Source organism: Micromonospora sp. NPDC005806 (genome assembly GCF_042871425.1).
Classification (GTDB): domain Bacteria; phylum Actinomycetota; class Actinomycetes; order Mycobacteriales; family Micromonosporaceae; genus Micromonospora.
The window spans coordinates 1-21604 of sequence record NZ_JBIAIL010000051.1 but is presented as its reverse complement, the minus strand read 5'-3'; the positions used below and the strand labels follow the sequence as shown (position 1 = coordinate 21604).

The following is a 21604-nucleotide window of genomic DNA, read 5'->3' as shown; positions in this document are numbered from 1 at the left end:
GTATGGGGCCGATGGCCGCACGGCGTCCTCATGGAGAACATCCGACTCTTCAGCACCGAGGTCGCACTGCGGGTGCGTGAGCAGCTCAAGGGGGCGGGCGTTGGTTGGACGGGCGAAAATCGATGCCGGTCAACGTCCAACGCTTTCCGTGCCGCGGTTCGTTGGGCGGGACCGGGAGGTCGCTGCGCTCGGCGAGGCGCTCGGGCAACCGCCTGCCGTGGTCCTCATCGACGGTGAGGCGGGCATCGGCAAGACCCGGCTGTTGCGGGAGTTCCTGGCGTCTGGGGCCGAGCATGGGCGTCGCGCCCTGGTCGGGGCCTGCCCGCCGTTGCGCGTGCCGTACACGCTCGGCGCGGTGGTGGACGCGGTGCGCGAGGGCGTCGGCAGCGTGTCCGGGCTGCGACTCAGCGGTCTGGGCGGCGCGCTACGGCCGCTGTTTCCCGAATGGGCAGCCGACCTGCCTCCCGCGCCGGAGCCGCTGGAAGACGCGACCGCGGCCCGGCACCGGCTGTTCCGCGCCTTCGTCGAGGTGCTCAGCCGACTCGACGTGGGGGTGCTGGTGCTTGAGGACGTGCACTGGGCGGACGAGGCGACTCTGGAGTTCCTGCTGTTCCTGGTCTCCCGCCGGCCCCAGCCGGTGAGCGTGGTGGTGACGTACCGGCGGGAGGAGTTGCCACCCAATTCGCTGCTGTTGCGGCTCTCCTCCCGGCTGCCTGCCGACGCGCACCTGGTCAGGCTGACACTGAAGCGGCTGGGGATCGGCGAAACCGCCGCGGTCGTCTCCTCGATGCTGGCCGACGAGCATGTCTCGGCCGAGTTCGCGGCCTTCCTGCATGCACGAACGGAAGGCATACCGCTGGCGGTGGAGGAGTCGGTGCGGTTGATGCACGACCGGGCCGACCTGATCCGCCAGGCCGGCGGGTGGGCGCGCCGCCGGTTGGACCACATCGAGGTGCCGCCCACGATCCGCGACGCCGTGCTGGAACGCGTCGGGCGGCTCCGGCCCGATACACGGACGATCCTGTACGCGGTGTCGGTGCTCGCCGTCCCGGCTGACGACGTGACTCTGAACGCGGTCACCGGGCTGCCGGAAGACCGGTTCACTGCGCAGGTGGCCGACGCGCTGGGTTGCGGCCTGCTGGGTGAGGACGGGCGCGGCCACTGGTCGTTCCGTCATGCCCTGGCGTGTCACGCCGTGTATGAGGCCATCCCGGCCCAGGAGCGGCGTGCCATGCATCTGCGCGCCGGTCGGGCGTTGGAGGATTCGCCGCTGCCGCCGGTGGCGCAGTTGGCCCGGCACTTCCGGCTGGCCGGCGACGTCGAGGCATCGTGCCGGTATACCGAGCAGGCGGCCGACCTCTCCGCGCAGTCCGGTGACGTGGCCACCTCGGCACTGCTGCTACACAGCCTGGTGACTACCGTCGCCCTGCCGGTGGAGCCGCTGGTACGGCTGGTGATGAAGATCCAGTTTCACTCGCTGCCCGGCGCCGACCCGTACTCGAAGATCATCGAGTCGTTGCGGTCGGCCCTCCAGACGCAGGCGCTGACGCCGAAACAGGAGGCACTGGTCCGCTTCCAGGTCGGCCGGGTGCTCATGGTGGCGGGAGCCATGGAGGCGGGCCGGACTGAGATATTGAGAGCGGTGCCCCACCTCGCGCCGGACTCGCTGGAGGCGGCACGAGCCCGAAACCTCCTCGCCATACCTCTCGGGGACGCGCGGCCGGCCTCGGAGCATCTGCGGTGGCTGCGCGAGGCACCTGCGGTGGCGCCGTCGATCGCGTCCTACGAGCGACTGCGCCTGTTCCTGGACCGCGCCTTTGCGCTGCTCATGCTCGGTGAGGAGGCGGGGTGGGCCGAAGCCCGGCAGATCCCGGACGACAGGGCCAACCCGCGGGAGGCCGCGCTCGTCGCGCTAGGCCACATCAACGTCGGCGAAGCAGCGATGCGGTGGGGACGGTACGACGAGGCCAGGGCGCGACTGGCCAAGGCCCGGGCACTCGCCGAGCGCTACGAGTTGCTCGGTGCCCTCGACGGCATCGCCTCGACCCGGGCCCACCTCGACTGGTTTACCGGCGCCTGGGCGGGACTCGCGGATCGGGCGGTGCGGCTGGTCGACGATGACGATGGGGTGCGGCTGCAGGACCGGTGCGAGGTGGCCCTCGTGGCGGGCCTGATCCAGGCCGCCGCCGGAGACCGGGAAGGAGCGGAGCAGCGTCTGCGCTTCGCCGGGCTCGACGACCAGCAACGCATCGAGGCCGCGGCGGCGCTGGCGCAGCTGTGCCTGCGCGACGGCAACGTCGACGAGGCGCTCCGCCTCACCGACGAGCCGGTTGAGATCACCGTCGGCAGTGGAATCTGGCCCCGGGCCACCGAGGTTGCCCCGGTACGGGTCGCCGCCCTGGCGGCCGCCGGTCAGCCCGGCCACGCCGCCGACCTGGTGACCACATTCGAACGGGCCTTGGGCGGCAAGGACGCTCCGGCGCCGCAGGCGTCCCTGGTCCTGTGCCGCGCGATCTTGGCCGAAGCCGACGGCCAGCTCGCCCGCGCCGCGGCGCTGTTCGCCCAGGCGGCCGCCGCATGGCAGGCACTGCCGCGCCCGTACGACGCCCTGCTCGCCCGGGAGCGTCACGCCCGCTGCCTGCTCGCCGCTGGCCAGCACGAGGCTGGCCTGCCGATACTGTCCGAAGTCACGCGGGCGTTGTCGGACCTCGGCGCCCACCACGACGCCGATCGGGTGGCACGGTCCCTGAAGGAGCGCGGGTGGGACACCCGCGTGGCGCGGGGCCGGGGCCGGCCCAGCTACGGCAACCAACTCTCCCCGCGTGAGCTGGAGGTGGCTCGCCTGCTGGTCGGCGGCCGGACGAACCGGCAGATCGCCGACGCGCTGGTGGTGTCGACGCAGACCGTGGCCAGCCAGCTGAAGTCAGCCATGCGCAAACTGCGCGTGACGTCGCGGACCGCGCTCGCGATCAGAGTCGTGGAGTTGGGCCTCGTCGACGAGCAGGGGCAACCGTCGGCGGGCGACGAGTAAATTCACCGCCGTCGCCGGGCACGAAGAAAAGCGCATGAGCGAGCGGCGGGTTTAAATCCCGCATCTGACCAATCGAGCCGGGGCCGGGCTCGATCGCACACTCGTCACCATGCACTCCGCAGAACCGCCGATGCCCGAGGTGGCAGGTAACCCGACCGAGCCGGCACGCCGTGCCAAGGACGAACCGGTGCCGGCAGGACCGCCAGCCAACCCGGCAGCTGCCCCGACCGCGCAGAGCACAGGCGGTGCCGACGGTGCCGGCGAGTACGAACCGCTCTAGCGAGGAGGCCCATGGTCGGACCGTGATCGCCAGTGGCGAGAGGCGCCGTCCCGCCCCCCTCCGGACTGCGCCGCCCAAAGCGCCATACCCCGACATGTTTGTAGTCATCAATCTGGCAGGAGGCCGATAGATGAGGCGAAGCCCGGCAATGAAGCGTCTCGGGCGACGCTTGGGCGCGGTGACCGTTGGTCTGACCATCTTCGGGATGGTTGTGTCGACCACGGCGGCACACGCTACCGAGCCAACCCAGCAGGCGCCACGTCCCGATGTCGCACAGACAAAGAACGTGACCGTGACCCCCAACGACGACCTGCGGCGGGTCATCGCCGCGTCCGGCGGGTCCGTCCCGGTGACGCTGATCACCGGCGACAAGGTGTACGTCGGTATCAACGCCGACGGCAAGCCGGTCGCCCGCGACTTCGAGAGCGCGGCGCGGCCCGATGGATCCTCCGTCGTGTTCCAGACCATCACTCGCAAGGGCAACGTGTACGTCGTGCCGAACGACGCCCTCTCGCTGCTCGGCAACGGACTGCTCGACTGGGGGCTGTTCGACCTGACCCAGCTGGTGACGCTCGTCGCGGCGGGCAAGGTCGGCGAGGTGCCGGTGCTCGTCACCTACACCGAGAACGCCGCGGTGCAGAGGGTGCCGAAGGTTGCCGGGGCTTCCGTCGGCAGGGAACTCCCGAGCATCAACGGCCGCTCGATGGACATCGCCGACGGCGGCCGGTGGTGGCAGGAGGTACGGGGCAAGAGGGACTCTGGCTCCGCCGCCCGGTCCGCCGGTTCCCTGGCCGGGGTCAAGAAGGTGTGGCTCGACGAGCTGGCCAAGGCGAGCCTGGATTCCTCCGTACCGCAGATCGGCGCGAATGTCGCCTGGGACCGCGGCTACGACGGCGCCGGCGTGTCCGTGGCGGTGCTGGACACCGGCATCGACCCCAACCACCCGGACGTGGCCGGAAACCTCGTCGAGCAGGTCGACTTCACCGGCAATCCCAGGGGCGCCCGGGACGGGCACGGACACGGCACTCACGTGGCGGCCACGATCCTGGGCACCGGAGCCGCGTCCAACGGGCTGCGCAAGGGCGTCGCGCCCGGCGCCAAGCTGCGCGTCGGCAAGGTGCTCGACGACGGTGGCTCCGGCTCCAACTCGTCCATCATCGCGGGCATGGAGTGGGCCGCCCACTCCGGCGCGAAGGTCGTCAACATGAGCCTCGGTGGTGGCGCCACCGACGGGACCGATCCGCTGAGCCAATCGCTCAACCAGCTCAGCCGCACCACCGGGGCCCTCTTCGTGGTCGCGGCGGGCAACAGCGGCCCGCAGAGCGGGACGGTCGGAACCCCGGGCGCCGCCGACGAGGCCCTGACCGTGGCGGCGGTCGACAAGCAAGACAAGATGGCCGACTTCTCCAGCCGCGGACCGCGGGTCGGGGATGGCGCCGCCAAGCCGGACATCGCGGCTCCGGGTGTCGCCATCGTCGCGGCACGCGCCGCCGGCACGGCGATGGGTAAGGTGGTGGACGAGCACTACACCAGTGCCAGCGGGACGTCGATGGCCACACCGCACGTGGCCGGCGCCGCAGCCCTCATCGCTCAGCAGCACCCGAACCTGACCGGCCACGAGATCAAGGCGTTGCTGATGAGCACCGCCACCGACCTGGGGCACGACACGTTCGCCCAGGGCGCCGGCCGGGTGAACCTTGCCACTGCGGTCGACCCGACGGTCACCACGAACGGGAACCTGTTCTTCGGCCGCCTGGCCTACCCGCACGCGCCGTTGACGAAGAAGGTCACCTACACCAACCACACCGACGAGGCGATCACGTTGAAGCTCACGACGTCGATCTCCCACGGTGAGAAGCCCGCTCCGGCCGGCCTGGTCACCCTCGGCGCGGATGAGGTGGTCGTGCCCGCCAACGCGTCGGCCGAGGTGCCGGTGACACTCGACGGCAGGGCGCTCGGCACCGACGGGCCCTTCGGCGACTACCACGGCCGGCTGAACGCCCGGGACTCCTCAGGTGTGCTGCGGGCGACCTCATCGGTCAGCACCTTCCTCGAGCCCCAGAAGTTCCCGGTGACCGTGAACGTCATCCGCCCGCCGGGCGCCAGCGACTTCCGGTACGACGAGTCTCTCTTCCTGCCGGTCGACGACAATGCGTTGCACGAAGGCCCGGTTGGCCCCGTAGCGGGTGGAGTCACCGTATCGCTCGTCCCCGGCACCTATTCGGTCAGTGGCAAGGTCGGTTGGGTGGACGAGGTCGGCGAGTGGAACAACGTCCTGCCGGTTGCGCCAGAGGTGAGTGTCACCAAGGCGACCACGGTCACGTTTGACCTGCGCAAGCTCAAGCCGCTGAAAGTGCAGGCTCCGGAGCCGACCGAAAACTACAACAGCCGACACGTCATCAATCGGGTCTCTGCTACTGGCGCGTGGGGGATGACGACACACCTCGCCAGCGGCTACTCGGCGACGAAGTGGTGGGCGATACCGACCGCCAAGGTGCGCACGGGCACCCTCACGCACGAACTCCACAGCGTGCTCACGACTCCTGTCGTCACCATGCAGGCCGTCGGCGGCGGTGCCCCCTTCCGCCTGTCCCCGCGCTACCACACCCCGGACGCCTCGGCTGGGTTCGGAGAACATAAATGGCAGGAGAACGGCAAGACGGTCAGGGGCCAGGTCAGGTTTTCGATTCCGCGACTGCCGATCAAGGGACACGTGCCGGTGGTCTACGCGGGCACCGGGTCCGCCGCCGAGTTCGCCAACGTGGACGCCCGCGGCAAGCTGGTGCTGTTGACGCCGACCGACATATGCAGCGGTTCCTACGTATGCGAGTTCCAGAAGCTCCGGGACGAGCGGGTGGCGGCCGCTCACGCCGCCGGCGCCGCCGGCGTGATGGTTGCGGTGCCGGGCCTCGTCTCGCTGGGCTCTCCAAGCGCGGGGATCACCGCATGTACGGGCGGGCTGGAGAGCTGCCCGGCGGTCAAGCCGTACGCCGCACTGCCAATCGTGCAGGTGCCCTATGGCGAGGCGGACCGCCTGATCAAGCGGATCAAGGCCGCCCCGTCGGAGGTTGAGATCATTCTCGGTGGCAGCGCCACACCGACGGTCTACGCCGCCAGGTACGCCTCCGACGGTCAGATCCCGTCGGACCTGCCGTACCAGCCCAAGAAGGAGGATTTCGACCGGGTCGACCACTACTTCCACGCCGACCGGCCCCAACAGGTCACCAACCTGACCTGGGAGCAGCATTCCGAGTCCGGTCCGACCACGGTATCCCTGAACCTGCCGCGCATCACCATGCAGCAGACGCTGACCACCTTCGTCAAGCGGCAGGACGACACCATCGACCGGTTCTCCACCGACTGGGCCGACTACGCCCAAGCCTCCGTCCTGGTTCGGGCTAGCGGCGAGAGGCAGGACGTGGTCCTCGGCAGCAGGAACCAACTCCACTGGAACCAGGGACCGACCGTACCGGGGGCCGTGCCGCAGGTGCGGACCAAGTCCGGCTTCACACTCGCGACCGGAACGCCGTGTGTGGGCTGCCGGCAGGGCAACACCTTCCACCCGAACTTCTTCCTGACCGGCAGCGGCGGTGCCCGCCAGGCGGCGGTCGGCGTCGTCACCGACTGGTCGTTCGCTGAGGTCCTCTTTGGGGCCCCGCCCTGCATGTCGCCTGCCTGCAACTTCAGGTTGTTCAACCAGTCCGGCGACGAAGTCGAACGTCGCACGGAATGGCTCGTCTTTCGCCCTACCGGCAAGTCTGACATTACGCCGGATCTCAGCCCCGGGAGCCCGCGATGACGGTCCAAACAGCTAAGGAGATCAACGCGATGAACACGAGCGTGCCATCGCCGCGGTGCCGAAAGGGGACCCTCGCGGCGTTCGTAACCGCAGCGGTGTTCGCTCTCTCCGGCTGCGGCGTCGAAGTCGCCGCCTACGACCTGCCGGCGGAATCGGCCCGGTACACGTTCGAGGCGGAGACCAACGGGGTCAAGACGGTGTGGCAGTACAACTCCGCCAAGCCGACCAACGGGGATGCTCCGGAGCACCAGCCCTGCATAGGCGCGGCGGCCGGCAACAACCAGGCGGCCTGCCGGCCAGAGCCGCTGATCTTCCTGCGGTACGACCTCGGTCTGGCCTTGGACAACACTGCCAAGGCCGGGGGCACCCACGAGATCACGGTCGTCGGCTATTACCAGGAGCGCCTCACCGCCCTGCCCACGGTGACCTCACTGCAGGCCGAGGTCAGCTTCGACGGGGGCAAGACCTGGCACCCGGCGACCACTGAGGCCGCCGGGACGAACACCTTCACTGCGGAGATCAAGCACCCGAACCGGGACCAGGCCGCCGAGGGCGTCGGGCTCCGGATCAGCGCGACCGACAGCGAGGGCAACACCGTCAAGCAAACCCTTCCCACGGCGTACAAGCTGAGCTGACGGGTGCCGCTGCAACGGTGAACTGACCTGGAGGTCGCGGCCGGGGCGAGGCTGAGCTCTCGCCCCGGCCGTCCGCGGTCGCCTCGACAACCATGTCGATCCTGCCAGGCGGTGTCGTTCATCTTTGTGCTTCGCCGTCCAGACGGCAGACGCCGGCTCGAGGAGTCGGCGGGCGGTAAACCGGGTTGTCTGTCGGTAACTCGGTCGTGGCTGCGGCCTGGAGGAATCGGCTCATGAGACGACACCTCCTCGCCGCTGCCGCCCCCGTCGCGGTGGTGGCCGGCGGCAATCCCCGCCGCCGCGAGCGTCGCCCCCGCCGGCAGTGGTCCGGCCGGAACGGCCGCGTCGGTGACTTCGCCGTCCTCGGCGCGACACCCCGTGTGGCGATGCCCAGCGGGCGGCCTTCCCCGCCTTCCAACCCGGCTGAACACCCGACTATCGGAGCGCCCACCTAGCCGCGCCCGCCCCGCGTCCATCCGGCTGTCCCGTCAAGCCGAACCGCCGCAACGTTGAGCGCCGACGGCCAACCGACAGATGATGGGGGAGCGGATTGGGAGCAACGGGCCGCGCTGAACGGCGCCGAACAGCACCCAACGGCGCCCCGCTGCACTCAACGGCACCCCCACCCACCTGCGGCTCCACGTTACCGCAGCCCAGAGGCGATGCGGCGTCCCGTTTCACACCGAAGAGGTCACTGGTTCGATCGTTGACTGGTTCTCCAAGTGGGTAGAGGGCACGCTGTACCAGCCGTGGCTGGTCCAGGACTCGACGACCGGCGAGTGGCGCGGCGCAACCGACGCCGAGTACGCGGAGATGCTCGAGGAGGCGTTTGGCTCCATCGGTCGGATGACTGACCGCCGGACGCTGAGGGCCACAGCGTGCCCGTGTGCCGAGGCCCAATACCGGGCACGGTTCGATCCCGGGCCGCACGCACGCTCAGGCCGTTGATCGGGCGTTGGCGAGCCACGTGGAAGACGTCCGACTGTGCCGATGACAGGGCGTTGGGGAGAGATGGTCATGGATTGGTTGGCGGATGCGCCTGTAGTGATATGTCGGGCACAGAGTGCTTATTCGAAGCGCGCGGTGTGCGGTGCGGTGAGCTTGGTCATGAGTGGGATGGTGGTGAGGAGTGCGACGGCGAGGGATGTTGCGACGCCGCCGGCGAGGGTCCACCAGTAGCTGGCCGGCGGGGGACGCCAGGGCGTGTGGCTGGCGTGGGTGATGTCGGCGGCCACGGCGAAACCGATGCCGGCGCTGATGACGGTGGCTGCGATCATCGGCAATGCGGTTTCGATGATCATGACTCGGTGAAGGTCCGTCGGGCGGGTGCCGGCGAGGCGTAGCAGGGCGAAGGGGCGTTTGCGTTCGAGGAGGCCACCGGCGGTCGAGACGGCGAGGCTGAACCCGGCGACGAACAGGGTGACCAGCAGGACGGCCGTGCTGATCCGATTGACTTGCGCGGCCTGCTTATCGGCGTGGAGTTTGGTCTCGTCAGTGGTCCATGGCAGCCAGGCGGTCTGGTCGGCGAACGACTCGATGGCCGTCCGCACCGTTTCCATCGTGGATGGTCGGGCATCGGTGGCGACCAGCAATGCCAGCATGGGCAGGTCACCGGTCGGCACATCGGTGGCTGGCTGGCCGATGTTCTGAACGAGGCCGTTGCCCAGCATTCGGGCGTCAAGTTCGACGGGTGCATCCGGGTTGGGACAGGTGCCAAGGCCAGTGGCGCGCAGGGCGGCGCAGCGGGCGAGAACCGGTACCTTGGTCGCGCCGGTGTCGGGTGGGGCGGGTGCGGCCCAGCGCAGGTCGAGTACTGCATGCACGCCGGGGATGGCACGCACGCGTTGAGCGAGTGCGGTGGCTTGAGCGGCGGGCAGCGGTGGCGTGTCGCGGGAGAGGAACTCGGCTCCGACGGTGCCGGCCGGGATGAGGACCTGTCCCCGGTCGGTCACCGGTACTGCGGCGCTCGCGGTGGCTTGGGCGGCCACGGTGACAAGGAGGACGGCCAGCACCAGGCCGCTGATGGACCGGAACCCGGCGGTCGGGTTGGCCGCCAGCCGATGTCCGGCGAGCAGGGTCGAGGCCCGGCGCGAGATGCGGACGAGGAGCCGTCCCACGCCTATGGTCAGCCATGGCCCGGCAACGACGATGCCGAGGATGACCGCGCTCATCACGGCGGCTAGGAGCCACAGCGGCCCCTGCCCCTTGGTGGTGGCCACGGTGGGCAGCGCGACCGCGAGGCTGCCCAGTCCGGCGATGAGCAGGATCAACCGCCGCCAGGTCGGCCGGCCAGGCTGTGCCTGCCGGGTGACGCCGAGCGGCGAGATCTGCACCCGGCGCAGTGCGACCACGGCGGCGGAGACGGCCAGCACCGGCACGCCGATGACAACCAGCAGCGCGGACGCCCACGATAGGCGCAGGTCTGCCGGGAAGAACGGGGAGCCGTCGATGCTCCACCGTGCCGCGTAGGGCCGGACCAGGGCGAAGCCGCCGAAGCCCAGGACGGTGCCGGCGACCGCCGCGAGGGCGGCTTCCACCGCGGCCGCCGTACGAACCTGTCGGGGGGTGCCACCAACCAGGCGGATGGCGGCCAGCCGCTGCTCACGGCGGACGGCGGACAGCCGGGTGGCGGTACCGACGAGCACCAGAATCGGCACGAGCAGCGCCGCCGCGGCGATGCCGACGATGACCCGACCGAACCGCGTCAGCGACACGCTGCTCGGGTACGTCTCAATGCTGTGCACCTGCTCCACGGCCGGCTGACCACGCAGATCCGCCGGGGCGTATCCCACGACGACCACCAGTTCATCCGGGTACCGCAACGCCGCATCGCCGACGGTGGCGACGGCCCGGCCGGGGTACCGGTCGGTCAACTGCTCGGGTGGCACCGCGGCCAGCAACCGCGCAAGCGCCGGGGACACCGCCTTCTCCCCGGGACCCGGTAGCCGCGACAGCCCGGGAGGCAGCGGCGCCCGCGGCCCGAGCGCGGCCACGTCCAGCCGCATGATGTCCTGACCGCGGTAGGTATCGACCCGGACGCGCCACAACAACGGGTCGGTGGCCGCCTCGTTCTGCGCCGGTCGCACATTGTGCGCGGCGGTTGTGGTCCAGGCGGCCCGGGCTTCGTGCGCGCGGATGGCGGGCAACGCCACCGCGGCGAGTAGCAACAGGCCGACGCCGAGCCCGACACCTGTAGCGGCGATGAGTAACCGGGCCAACTGCTCGCGTCCCCCGACCGCGAGCCAGAGCGCGACGCGCAAGATTGACAACCGTCCCCGACGCGTGCCTGCCGCGATGTTGCCGTTCACGCCGCGGCCAATGCCGAGGCGACACCATCACGGACCACGACCACCCGGTCGGCGAATGACGCCACCCGCGCGTCGTGGGTGACCAGCACGACGGAGGCGCCCTGGTCACGAGCCCGGTCGACGAGAAGGTCCATGACCATCTCCCCGGCCAGAGTGTCTAGCGATCCGGTGGGCTCATCCGCGAAGATGACCGTTGGTTGAGCCACCAGGGCTCGGGCAACCGCTATCCGCTGCGCCTGCCCACCGGACAATTCGCCGGGGCGCCGCCGCTGCAGGCCGGACATCTCCAGCCGGTCCAGCAGGGTGCTCGCCACCGCGCGAGCCGGGCGTATCCGATGACCGGCCAGCAGGAGCGGCAGCATGACGTTCTCCAGGGCGGGCAGTTCGGGCACCAGCTGTCCGAACTGGAACACGAATCCGAACCGGGCGCGGCGCAGTTGGCTGCGTGCCGGCTCCGGCAGGCTGTCGATCCGCTGGCCGTCGAACCAGACCTCTCCAGAGTCCGGGAGCAGGATTCCCGCGAGGCAGTGCAACAGCGTCGACTTGCCCGATCCGCTGGGGCCCATCACCGCCACTACCTCGCCTGCGGCGACCGTGATGTCCGCTCCCCGGAGAGCGGGGGTCGGACCAAACGACTTCATGACCGCCTTGCCGATCAGCAATGGTTGCGTCACCGCTTGACCTCCGTGGCGAGCTGGTCGAGCCGGGCCGCGGTCACGTCGATCCACCGCAGGTCCGCCTCCAGATGGAACAAGCCATAGTCGGCCAACAGCGCTTGACTGAGCGGGCCGCGCCGGCGCATGGCCGTCAACTCCTGCATCCGCGCCAGGTGCGCCGCCCGCTGCGCGTCGAGAAAGGCCGCGGCCGGCCGACCGGACAGCAACGCGATCACGACCTTGCCATACAGCACCGGCTGCAGGTGCGGCTCCGGCGACTCCGGCCGGCTCAGCCACCGCTCCAAATAGGTCATGCCCGAGTCGGTGATCCTGTAGCACTTCCGGTCTGGACCGCCACCGGGCACCGGCCCCTCCACCAGCACATGACCGTCGCGCTGCAGCCGGGTCAGCGTCTGGTACATCTGCCCGAACGGCAACGGGCGCTCGTGGCCGAACAACGCGTCGTACTCCCGCTTGAGCCGATAACCGTGGCTCGGCTCCGGCTCGATCAACCCGAGCAACGTCTGAGGCACACCCACGACGACACTATAACCTGAGGGTGTAACCCGAGGGTATAGCTGTTCGATACGGATTCACTTCCTCCTGTTGCTGCCAAGGCACGAATCTGTTCGCACTTCGGCGCGTCCGCTCACTGCCGCGATCCGCGCGCCACGCAGCGTCACCACACAGATCAAGTCAGCGCCCGGTCATGTCGAGTACAGGATGTGTGGGGGATCCCGGGTCAGGGCCCACGACAAGGCGATTCGCGAGCTCGTGCTCGACGACCAGCGGTTACGGAACGACATCTGCTGGTCGGTGTTTGACTGCTGAGCGGGCTGCGAGCCCACCCCAGCGCTCGTCCGAATCTGCCGCTGGCCAGCGCGGCGTGCGCGAGGGGTTCGCACCGTCCGTACCCACTGCCGGATCGCTCGCGTCGTGCCGCGGGCCCCGCGTTAGGCAGACTGACCCGGCCAACCGTGGGTCCAGGTGCGGCCGCGATCGGGGGAGCACCTTTGGAGCAGTCGGGTGCGCTGAACGGCATTGAACTGCATTCAACGGCACCGAACGGAGCCGAACGGCATAGACCCCGACCTGCGGTCTTGTGTTCCCGCGGGTCAACGTCGGTGCAGCGTCCTGCTTCACACCGAAGAGGTCACTGGTTCGATCCCAGTATCGCCTACCATCGATATAGCGCAGAAGAGCCACCCTCGGGAGAGGGTGACTCTTGCTGATTCCATCGTCAGTTGTCGTTGGGCGTCAGCGAATCGTCAGCGAACGCGTCGCGGATGCGTTGATCCCTCCCGTCCGATCGGTGGGTGTAGAGGTTCAACGTGGTCGACGGTTTCTCGTGGCCCATCACGGCCTGGACGTCGTTGACGGGCACACCGCGCGACACCAGCTCGGTGGCGTAGGAGTGCCGCAGATCGTGGAACCGCAGCCCGCCGGGCGCCATCTTCGCCACGTGGGCGACGGCTTCCCGCTCGGTGGTGAACTCCGCGGAATGCTTGGTGCCGTCCAGGTCGACCCAGGCGGCGCGCCACTTGAAGTGGCCCAGTCGGCTCACGTCTCCGAGCAGACCGGCGCGGACGAGCGATGGCCGCCAGACGCGAGCCCGGAACAGCGTCCGCCGCAGCGGACCTGCGGATGAGTTGGTGAATACCTCGCCGCGCGGACCGGCCGCAACCGCCTCCCGATGGGCTGCCAGGAGGTCAGCCGCGAATTCTGGCACCGGGACGGCACGCCGACCTGCCCGAGACTTCGGGAGGGCTTGATCGTGACCGTGCCCGCAACCTCGACGGCGACCCGGACAACCTCGACCGTCTTCGTGGTCAGGTTGAGCGATTCCCAGCGAAGACCCGTGCACTCGCCCCACCGCAAGCCAGTACCGCCGGCCAACGCGACCAGGGCGCGGTACCGATCTGGGACCGCCGGTAGGAGCCGGCCGATCAGGTCAGCGCGGGGCAGGACATGACCATCGGAGTCCTTCTTCCGGCGGGATGGCACCTTCACGCCCTCGCATGGGTTGACGCCTATCAGCCGGTCGAGGACGGCCGCGCGAAGAATCGCGGAGAACAGGCGGAAGCATTCCGCCACGGTGGCGGGCGAACGCCGGGCGCCCAGCTCGGTCACCCAGGACTGAACCGCCAGGTGATCGATGCGGAACAGCGGCACATCCGACCAGCGCGGAAGCACATGGGTCCGAAGGATCGAGGCATCCCGCGCCCGTGTGGTGAGTTCATCGTTGCGCGACTCCCGCCACCGCTGCGCGTACTTCCCGAACAGCAGCCGGCCGGCGTGTGGATCGACATAGCCACCGCGGGCGACGGCCGTCTCCGTCTCGGCCAGAAAGGACGCCGCCTGCCTGCGCGTCGGAAACGTCTTGGCCTTCTGGCGCCCAGTGGCGTCGCGCGAGTTGGCCCGGAAGGTACCGGCAGGGGTCTTGACGATGTGTCCCATCAGGCCCAGCCCTTCGCGTCGTCAGTGGCCGTTTCGGTGCATTCGTCGAGCCAGGCGCGGAATCGCTTCTTGGGGATGACCCAGCGTCCGCCGAGCTTGCGGGCGGGTATCTCGCCGTCGCGGACCAGCGCGTAGGTGCTGCCAAGGGAGAGCGAGAGCAGCCGGGCGACCTCGCGGACCGAGTAGACGGCCCGGTTGTCGGTCCTCCGCAGGATCCGACGAGGCGCGTCAGGCTCGGCGGTGGTGGTGCTGGGCTGAGTAGTGAGGGTGAAGCCCGTGGCCGTCCTCGATGCGGGCGTCCGGTCGCAGGTCCGGGTGGGGTGGTTCCAGGTCCGTGCGGGGTGAGCGCATGAGGATCGCGGCGCCGGCGCCGGCACGCCGGGCGCAGGCGATGTCGCGGTGCGGGCTGTCTCCGACGAACCAGCACTCTGCGATCGGTACGCCGATGGCGTCGGCGGCCAGCTGGGCGAGGCGGGGGTTGGGTTTGCGGGGTCCGGCTTCGTCGCTGTGAACTCGGCGGCGAACAGGTGCGACAGGCCGGCGGCGGCGAGGAAGCCCCGGTGGGCGGCGCCGCAGAGGGTGTTGCTGACCACGGCCATCGGCAGGCCTGCGTCGGCGGCGGCGTGCAGCGCCTCGGGGATGCCGGGGCGGACCTCCCACTCCGGGCGCCAGGTCCAGGCGTACACCAGCGGGGTTGCCTCGCGCTCGATGGCGTCGCGGGCGGGTTGTGGCCAGGTGGGGGTGACGAAGTCCGCCCATACCTGGGCGTGTGTCAGCTCGACCGGATCACGGGTCTGGCCGACGTCATCGCGCCAGCGCGCATAGGCGCGCGCGCCCTCGGTCAGGTCGGCAGCGATTCGCTCGGCCGGCACCGAGCCGCCGGTCAGTTGGGACAGCCGACGGACGAGGTCCGGGGGAGCGGGGGGTTGTCGCGGGGCGTCGGCCAGGACGTGTCGGCGCTCACGTAATTCCGCTTGAGGTCGTGTTCCGCTCACGTAATTCCTCTGGTGTGCGCTCGTCGTGGACCATTCGGCCGCTCGTGGCGTTCGTGTGAGGATGGCGAGCGTTCAGCTGTAGTTGTCAAGATCCTTATCGGCTCCACCCGCCGCGTACGTCAGCGCCGCACCCGCCGCACGCCAGCCATCCGCGCTCGTCCTCTCACAGCCCGGCGCCGTACCCCGACGTACAACAGAACCCTCACGCTGTGCTACCCATTGACGCAGGCGGGACGGATTCGGGAAGCTGTCTCGATGCCTGCTGCGTACACCCAGAGTGACCAGTTCCGTGGTGCCCGCATCCACCTATGCGATCTTGCCGGCCTTGAGATTCGCGATTGCGAGGTCAGCGGCCTGAAGATCGTGGACTGCTATGGGGGCGACGTCTACCTCGGTGGCGCCTTCGAGCGTCTCGTTGTTAACGACGTCGACGTGACTGCCTACGTCGAGGCCGAGCTCGACCGGCAGCATCCCACGCGGGTGCTGGCGCGTGACGCCGCGTCCTCCGTCGACTACCGGGCTGCTTGGGATGCCATCGAGACGCAATGGGAGGCGACGCTCGACCGCGCCAGGCTCCTGCCCGAGGCCAAGCTGCACGAGCAGGTCAACGGCGAGTGGTCGTTCGTCGAGACCCAACGGCACCTGCTGATGGCCGGCGATGCCTGGCTTGGTAATGCCGTGCTCGAGGAGGATGCGCCGTATCACCCGTTGGGCCTTCCTTACGGCGGGATGCCGCCCGACGCAGCGGCGAAGCTCGGGCTCACCCTCGAAGCCACCCCGACGCTCGACGAGGTACTCGCGCCGCGGCTCGCTCGCATGGCCACGATGCGGCGTGTCGTCGACGGGCTCACCGAGGCCGAGCTCGATCGGGTGTGTGGTCGCAAGCCGGCGGGCCCATATCCAGACCGGGAGTACGTCGTGCGCCGCTGCCTCAAGGTGGTGCTCAAGGAAGAGGCCGAGCATCACCGTTACGCGGTACGCGACCTCGCCGTGCTCGAGGCCGGTGCCTGAACCGGGTGAAGGCGCCCATCGAGCAGGAGCGCTGACCGGTCGGGCGACTTCCAGCCGCAGTGCTACTGCTACTCCCGGCTCCTCAGCTCCCGTCCCTGGCAGTTGGCAGTGGGCGAATCGTTGCTCCTTTGCTGCCAGGCCGGCGGACCACGTACGCCGGGAACTCGCCTGCCAGCAGCGTGCGGCCCTTATACCGCCAGTTTTCGCAAGATCGTCACTCAAGGGCCAGGCCCACCGGAGACCTGGCTGCGACCCTCGCGGACGCCCGCCCGAGATCAGCATGAGTATCCCGAGCGAGCGCCACGCCAGAGCCTCCGACCTGCATGTTCGAAGATGGCGAAGACTCAATCTGGCCTCGTGTCGGTGTCCATCTCGCGCCATTGGCCGCCGTCGGCTTGCACGAGGCGCTTCACCATCTGCCGTGCTTCGTCTTCAGTGTCGAACTCCCAGCGGAGCACGTTGCCTGTCTCGGAGTCGCCTGCTCTGGCGACAACTTGCCACCGGACTTCGCGGGCGAGCCACACGTCACGCCGGGTCAGCCGTCCGCAGCTGCTATTCCACCAGCGCGTCACCAGCTCCCTGCCCACGCCGTCATCGTACAAGCGTTCTAACTCGACGGACCTCCAGCGATCTGGCCAGCGGTGCCCGACCTACTTTCCCTGCTTGAGCGCTCTTTTCAACCAGGTCAGCCCTAGCTCTCCAGCCGTGGCGGAGGCCGCTGAAAGCAGCGCGTCGCGCTCAGGCCCGTCGGAGAGTTCATCGGCCAGGGTCGCTTGGGCGGCGGCCACCTGGGGCCGATACCCCAGCGCCGAACGCAGGTAGAGCGAGCGCCGGAGCAGCAGCACGGCCATTTCCCTGTCACCGGCGTGCGCGAGGTGCCCCGCCTGATGCCGTAGCACGTAGGACTCCAGCAGCAAGTCGCCTGCGCAGAGCTCTGCAGCGCGGGCATAGTGCTTCTTGGCTGCGACTGGGTCGCGGCGGAGGTTGTCGCTGAACACCCCAAGGTGGAACTCGCCCCATCCGGCGAAACTCGGGTGCTCAGCGGCGGCCCGGTAGCCCGCTTCGATGAGTTGGCCGTCGTCTGGCTCTGGATCCTGGCTGAACAGGACCCGGACGTAGGCGACGCGAGCTGCTAGATAGCGGAAGGCGATAGACGCAGAGTCGAGTGCGGCGACTGCGCGCCGTGCCGGATCCGGGTCACCGCCCTGCCAGAAGTAGCGGTCGATCAGAATCTCTGCGCGCAGCTCAGCGTGCTGCCCGCTCGGTTCGAGTTCGGCGAGGGCGGCATCCCACTCGCCTGCTCGATGCAAGGCGCGTACGGCAGGCAGACCGATGTAGTGGTCGGGTGTGCGCATGCTGCCCACGCTAGGGAAGGGGTCCTTGCTTCGTCACCTCCGATTGGACCCCACCTCTCTAGGCAGCGCCCGGGCGTGGCGTGTCGACACGCTTCTTTCGCGTCTGGGGAGTCCAACCGAGTGGGTGACGAACTGGGTGACGACGGACGAGCGGTGCCGGACGGCCGTGGACGCTGCTGAACCGTTCCGGCAGGCCGTACCCACTGCTCGTGCAGCTCAGGGACTGGTGATCGTTCCTCCGGAACGAACGGGTCACGCTCCGCCGGCGAGGCCGGCGACGGAGCTTGACGTCCATAGGAGCATCGGGATGGCGTAGGCTTCCTGGTCGCGCAAGGCTCACTCGTATTCGGCCGCGCTGTCATACCTCACCCTGAACGCCCTGGCGCTTGGCCGTGTACCGCTCCTGGACAGATTGCATCGCGCACCACAGTCGACAAGGGATCGCGTCGTTTGGGCTATTTCCGCGGCTTCGGACACAATTTGAACCTCGGGCCTGGCGTTGCAAGATCGTCGTCGGATTCGTGTCGGCGAGCTACGAACCACGGCGCTGTGAGGTCCAGGGGTGCTCCGCTCGCCGTCGGATGGCAAGATCGCGTCTCGTGATCGATGATTTCGCTAAGGACGATCTGCACGGCCAGCTCAGGTCGATACATCAGGCGCTGATCTGGAAGCGCGGTGGGGACGCCGTGAGAAATCCGGATCTCGTGGAGGTTCGCCCGTGAGGGCGGTCATCGTCGCGGCCGCGGTCGCGTTCATCATCTCCCTGTTCGGCACGCCGGTGGCGATTCGCGTCTTCACCGCGCTCAAGGCCGGCCAGCCGATCCGATCGATCGGGCTCGCCAGCAACCAGGGCAAGAAGGGCACGCCCACGATGGGCGGTGTCGTCTTCATCGTGGCGACCATCTTCGCCTACGTCGCCGGGCACATCGCCCTGACCACCCTGCCCGAACGGCAGATCGCGCAGGAGGGCCCGACCATGACGGCCCTGGTGCTGCTCGGGCTGTTCGTCTTCTGCGGCGCGGTCGGCTTCTTCGACGACTTCCTCAAGGTGCTCCGGCGCAACTCCGACGGACTGTCCGCCAAAGGCAAGCTGCTCGGCCAGGCGATCGTCGGCGGCGGGTTCGGCATCGCCGCACTCTACGTGCCGAGCACCAACGGCCAGACCGTGGCCAGCGAGCACATCTCGCTCATCCGCGACATCAGCTGGCTGAACGTCGGCAAGGTCGGCGCGGTTATGGTCATCGTCTTCGTGATCACGGCGATGTCGAACGGCGTGAACCTCACCGACGGCCTCGACGGCCTGGCCACCGGCGCGTCGATCCTGGTGCTCGGCGCGTACGCGCTGATCGGCTTCTGGCAGTACCGGCACTGGTGCGCCGACGACGCCTACGCCCGCGTGAACGACTACTGCTACCAGGTCCGGGATCCCCTGGAGATCGCCATGATCGCGGCGGCGGCGGCCGGCGCCTGCGTGGGCTTCCTGTGGTGGAACACGTCCCCGGCGCGGATCTTCATGGGTGACGTGGGCTCGCTCGGGCTCGGCGCCCTGATCGGCGGGCTCGCGGTGGCAACCCGCACCACGCTGCTTTCGATCATGATCGGCGGGCTCTTCGTCATCATCACGACGACCTGGGTGATCCAGATCGTCTCGTTCCGGACCACCGGTAGACGTGTCTTCCGGATGGTGCCGTTGCACCACCACTTCGAGCTGGCCGGATGGAGCGAGGTCAATATCGTGATCCGGTTCTGGATCGTGGCCGGCGTCTGCGTGGCGGTCGGCCTGGGCCTGTTCTACTCGGATTTCTTGGCGGTCGTTGGATAAAGGCCACGCGACAAGCCTGTGTCGTGCCACCGACGGTGATCCGCCGGGCAGCCTAATTCCTCACCGGGGTACCAGCGTCTGGCAGCAGCATTGCCTAAGCCGGGTGTCGGCGTACTGGTTGTTGTGCAGAGCCGCGTACGACTGATCTTGCAGAGCCAGCACTGGCCGAACCATTGGGGGTTCCGCCTCCGCCGGTCGGGGCAGGGCGGGGACTCAGGGAGGGAACACCAGGGCCACGTCGTTGTGACGTGATCGGTGAGCTCACATCGCACCGTAACCGCATGCGGCCTGTCCGTGGCATTCGGCCACGGAGCCTGCGCAGAAACACGTTTGGCGGATCACGGCGGCCGCTGCTAGTTTTCCCGAGGCCGTGCGAGAGACCGAGGAGGTGGTACCCGTGAACGTTTCGACATGGGTGCTCCCCTCTGGGGTCACGGTCGGGCGATAGATCGTCCGGGAGCGCCGTTCACGAGCACTCCCGAAAGGCACGACCATGCGATTCACTTCTGAACAGCGCCTCGATGACGGCGTCCTCGAACGCGAATTCACCCTCGGCGAGATCCCCGGCATCCTGTGGACGCCCGCATCCGCATCCGCACCGGTCCCGCTGATCCTGCTCGGCCACCCCCCGCTCGGATTGCACAAGATGTACCCCCGCCTGGTGGCGCGGGCCCGGCACGCCGCGGCGGATGGCTTCGCTGCGGCTACCATCGAGCTCCCCGGGAGCGGTGACCGGCCCCGTTGGGCCGTCGCCGAACGGGCCCGCGCCGACCTGCGCCGGGCTATGGAGGCCGGCGAGCCGGTCAGCGACGAGATCATCGACGCCCTCATCCTCCCGCTCGTCGACAAGGCGGTCCCGGAATCGCAGGCCGCCTTGGACGCCCTCCTGTCGCTGCCCGAGATCGGTGGCCCGGTCGGGTACTCGGGGGGAGTGATTTCCGTCGGCATCCGGCTTGCGGTGGTCGAGCCGCGTATCGTGGCCGCCGGCTTCTTCGCCGGGAGTTTCGTGCCTCGCATCATGTTCGAGGAGGCCCGGCAGGTCACCATTCCGCTGCATGTCCTGCTGCAGTGGGATGACGAAGGGAACGACCGGCAGGCGGCCTTGGACCTGTTCGACGCCTTCGGCTCCAAGGAGAAAACGCTGCACGCCAACATGGGCGGACACACCGGTGTCCCGCAGTTCGCAGGGGAGGACGCGGCCGGGTTCTTCGCCCGACATCTGCGCTAGCCTCGATCATTCACCGCTGATGTCGGCCGCTTCGGTCCCGCGCCTGTGATCACTGGTGTTCGATGCGATCTGGTCGGGGCATGGTGACGGGCCGTCTGTCGCGGCGGTGGGCGTGGTCTCCTTGGGTCCTCCGGTCGTCGGGACAGGGCTGAGCTGGTCAGCCGGGGGCGGGGATTGCCGCGATCCGGTGGAAAGCGGCGGTGATCTGGTTGGCCCAGGGCCAGGTCGATGGGATGCGTAGCCGGCGGCGGCGTTGGCCGCGGACCAGGCGGGCGGCGGTGTGTAGCAGGCGGTAGCGCAGCCGTTTCGGTTCGGCTTTGGCCAGCTCGCCGTCGAGGGTGAGCAGTTGCAGCCAGGCGATGAGGTCGCAGGCCATGGCGGCGATGGTGCACCAGGCGGCGTTGATGGCGAACTCGCGTGACGGTAGCCGGCGCAGGCCGGTGTCCTTGGCGCAGCGGATTCGGTCTTCGACGCGGGCGTGGGCGCGGTGGCGGGCTTCCAGCCACTGCAAGGCGCCGACGGTGGTGTTGGTGACGAACGCGGTGTAGCGCCAGCCGTCGCGTTCCTCGAACAGCGACAACTGGGCGCCGGGGTGTGGTGTTTCTCGACGCACGATCACCCGCATGCCGGGCGGCCAGCCGGCCAGGGTGAGCAGGCCGGTCAGTTCGGCGACCTGTGCGCCGTCGCGGATGCCGCCGTCGGCGCCCAGGGCCGGTGACCATGCCGCGGTCGGCAGCGCGCTGATGGCGGCGCGTTCCGCCTCGCCGATCGACCAGCCGATCGAGTACTCGACGCGTCGGTTGCGCTTGGCGTCCTGTGCGGTCAGCCATCCGATCACGGCGTGGGTGGCGGCGGCCGAGTCGCCGCGGATGAGCAGGTTCCTGCGGTGCGCGGCCGGGACCTGCGCGAACGCCTCGGCCAGCACGGTGAGGTGGTCGGCGGCGGTGTTGGCCCCGGCGTTGCCCGGCCGCAGTTTGATCGTCAGCAGTTCGCCGGTGTTGTCGCAGGTCACCAGGATCGGATGGAA

The 21604-nt window shown here is 69.0% G+C and carries 15 protein-coding genes and 1 pseudogene; 6 read left to right on the top strand and 10 right to left on the bottom strand.

The features are described 5' to 3' along the window. Positions 1–148 precede the first annotated feature (148 nt). The 3 genes from ACFYOS_RS32345 to ACFYOS_RS32335 all read left to right on the top strand — a co-directional run bounded on the left by ACFYOS_RS32345 (position 149) and on the right by ACFYOS_RS32335 (position 7745). Positions 149–3031 carry a helix-turn-helix transcriptional regulator gene (locus tag ACFYOS_RS32345; RefSeq protein ID WP_387149821.1) on the top strand — a complete coding sequence of 961 codons (2883 nt, stop codon included), beginning with the start codon at positions 149–151 and terminating at the stop codon, positions 3029–3031. 566 nt (positions 3032–3597) lie between these two features. Next, entirely contained in the window at positions 3598–7110 is a 3513-nt protein-coding gene (locus tag ACFYOS_RS32340) for a S8 family serine peptidase (RefSeq protein WP_387149818.1), read from the top strand. A gap of 29 nt (positions 7111–7139) precedes the next feature. Continuing rightward, positions 7140–7745 (top strand): hypothetical protein, encoded by a 606-nt coding sequence (locus ACFYOS_RS32335; RefSeq protein ID WP_387149815.1) that lies wholly within the window; start codon positions 7140–7142, stop codon positions 7743–7745. 1067 nt (positions 7746–8812) lie between these two features. Here ACFYOS_RS32335 and ACFYOS_RS32330 read toward each other — a convergent pair. The 7 genes and pseudogenes from ACFYOS_RS32330 to ACFYOS_RS32300 form a co-directional block, all read right to left on the bottom strand. Then, the gene (locus ACFYOS_RS32330) at positions 8813–11005 is read right to left on the bottom strand and encodes an FtsX-like permease family protein (protein WP_387149812.1); all 2193 of its coding nucleotides are present in this window, start codon (positions 11003–11005) and stop codon (positions 8813–8815) included. Positions 11006–11049: 44 nt separating this feature from the next. Then, the gene (locus ACFYOS_RS32325; RefSeq protein WP_387149872.1) at positions 11050–11694 is read right to left on the bottom strand and encodes an ABC transporter ATP-binding protein; all 645 of its coding nucleotides are present in this window, start codon (positions 11692–11694) and stop codon (positions 11050–11052) included. 29 nt (positions 11695–11723) lie between these two features. Beyond that, positions 11724–12248 carry a PadR family transcriptional regulator gene (locus ACFYOS_RS32320; RefSeq protein WP_387149809.1) on the bottom strand — a complete coding sequence of 175 codons (525 nt, stop codon included), beginning with the start codon at positions 12246–12248 and terminating at the stop codon, positions 11724–11726. Between the two features lie 701 nt (positions 12249–12949). Then, complete coding sequence (locus ACFYOS_RS32315; protein WP_387149807.1) at positions 12950–13273, bottom strand: tyrosine-type recombinase/integrase; 324 nt, start codon at positions 13271–13273, stop codon at positions 12950–12952. Continuing rightward, positions 13270–14166, bottom strand: a complete 897-nt coding sequence (gene xerC / locus ACFYOS_RS32310; RefSeq protein ID WP_387149804.1) for a tyrosine recombinase XerC — start codon at positions 14164–14166, stop codon at positions 13270–13272. The genes ACFYOS_RS32315 and xerC overlap by 4 nt, the downstream gene beginning before the upstream one ends. After that, positions 14166–14378, bottom strand: a complete 213-nt coding sequence (locus tag ACFYOS_RS32305; RefSeq protein WP_387149869.1) for a helix-turn-helix domain-containing protein — start codon at positions 14376–14378, stop codon at positions 14166–14168. The genes xerC and ACFYOS_RS32305 overlap by 1 nt, the downstream gene beginning before the upstream one ends. A 16-nt stretch (positions 14379–14394) precedes the next feature. Further along, a pseudogene (locus tag ACFYOS_RS32300) lies at positions 14395–15161 on the bottom strand (HAD family hydrolase). A gap of 255 nt (positions 15162–15416) precedes the next feature. On the opposite strand from ACFYOS_RS32300, the gene ACFYOS_RS32295 reads away from it, so the two are divergent. Further along, positions 15417–16172, top strand: coding sequence for a DinB family protein (locus tag ACFYOS_RS32295; protein ID WP_387149802.1), 756 nt, complete (start codon positions 15417–15419; stop codon positions 16170–16172). 344 nt (positions 16173–16516) lie between these two features. Here the strand turns inward: ACFYOS_RS32295 and ACFYOS_RS32290 are convergent, their stop codons facing one another. Continuing rightward, positions 16517–16759, bottom strand: a complete 243-nt coding sequence (locus ACFYOS_RS32290) for a hypothetical protein (RefSeq protein WP_387149800.1) — start codon at positions 16757–16759, stop codon at positions 16517–16519. A 63-nt stretch (positions 16760–16822) separates the two neighbouring features. Further along, positions 16823–17527 (bottom strand): hypothetical protein, encoded by a 705-nt coding sequence (locus ACFYOS_RS32285; protein WP_387149798.1) that lies wholly within the window; start codon positions 17525–17527, stop codon positions 16823–16825. Positions 17528–18245: 718 nt separating this feature from the next. On the opposite strand from ACFYOS_RS32285, the gene mraY reads away from it, so the two are divergent. Continuing rightward, complete coding sequence (mraY, locus tag ACFYOS_RS32280) at positions 18246–19349, top strand: phospho-N-acetylmuramoyl-pentapeptide-transferase (protein WP_387149795.1); 1104 nt, start codon at positions 18246–18248, stop codon at positions 19347–19349. 493 nt (positions 19350–19842) lie between these two features. Continuing rightward, a complete protein-coding gene (locus tag ACFYOS_RS32275; RefSeq protein ID WP_387149792.1) occupies positions 19843–20577 on the top strand; it encodes an alpha/beta hydrolase in 735 nt (244 codons plus the stop codon). 157 nt (positions 20578–20734) lie between these two features. Here the strand turns inward: ACFYOS_RS32275 and ACFYOS_RS32270 are convergent. Continuing rightward, positions 20735–21604: IS1380 family transposase (locus ACFYOS_RS32270; protein ID WP_387149789.1), on the bottom strand; the 870-nt coding region annotated here is incomplete at its 5' end.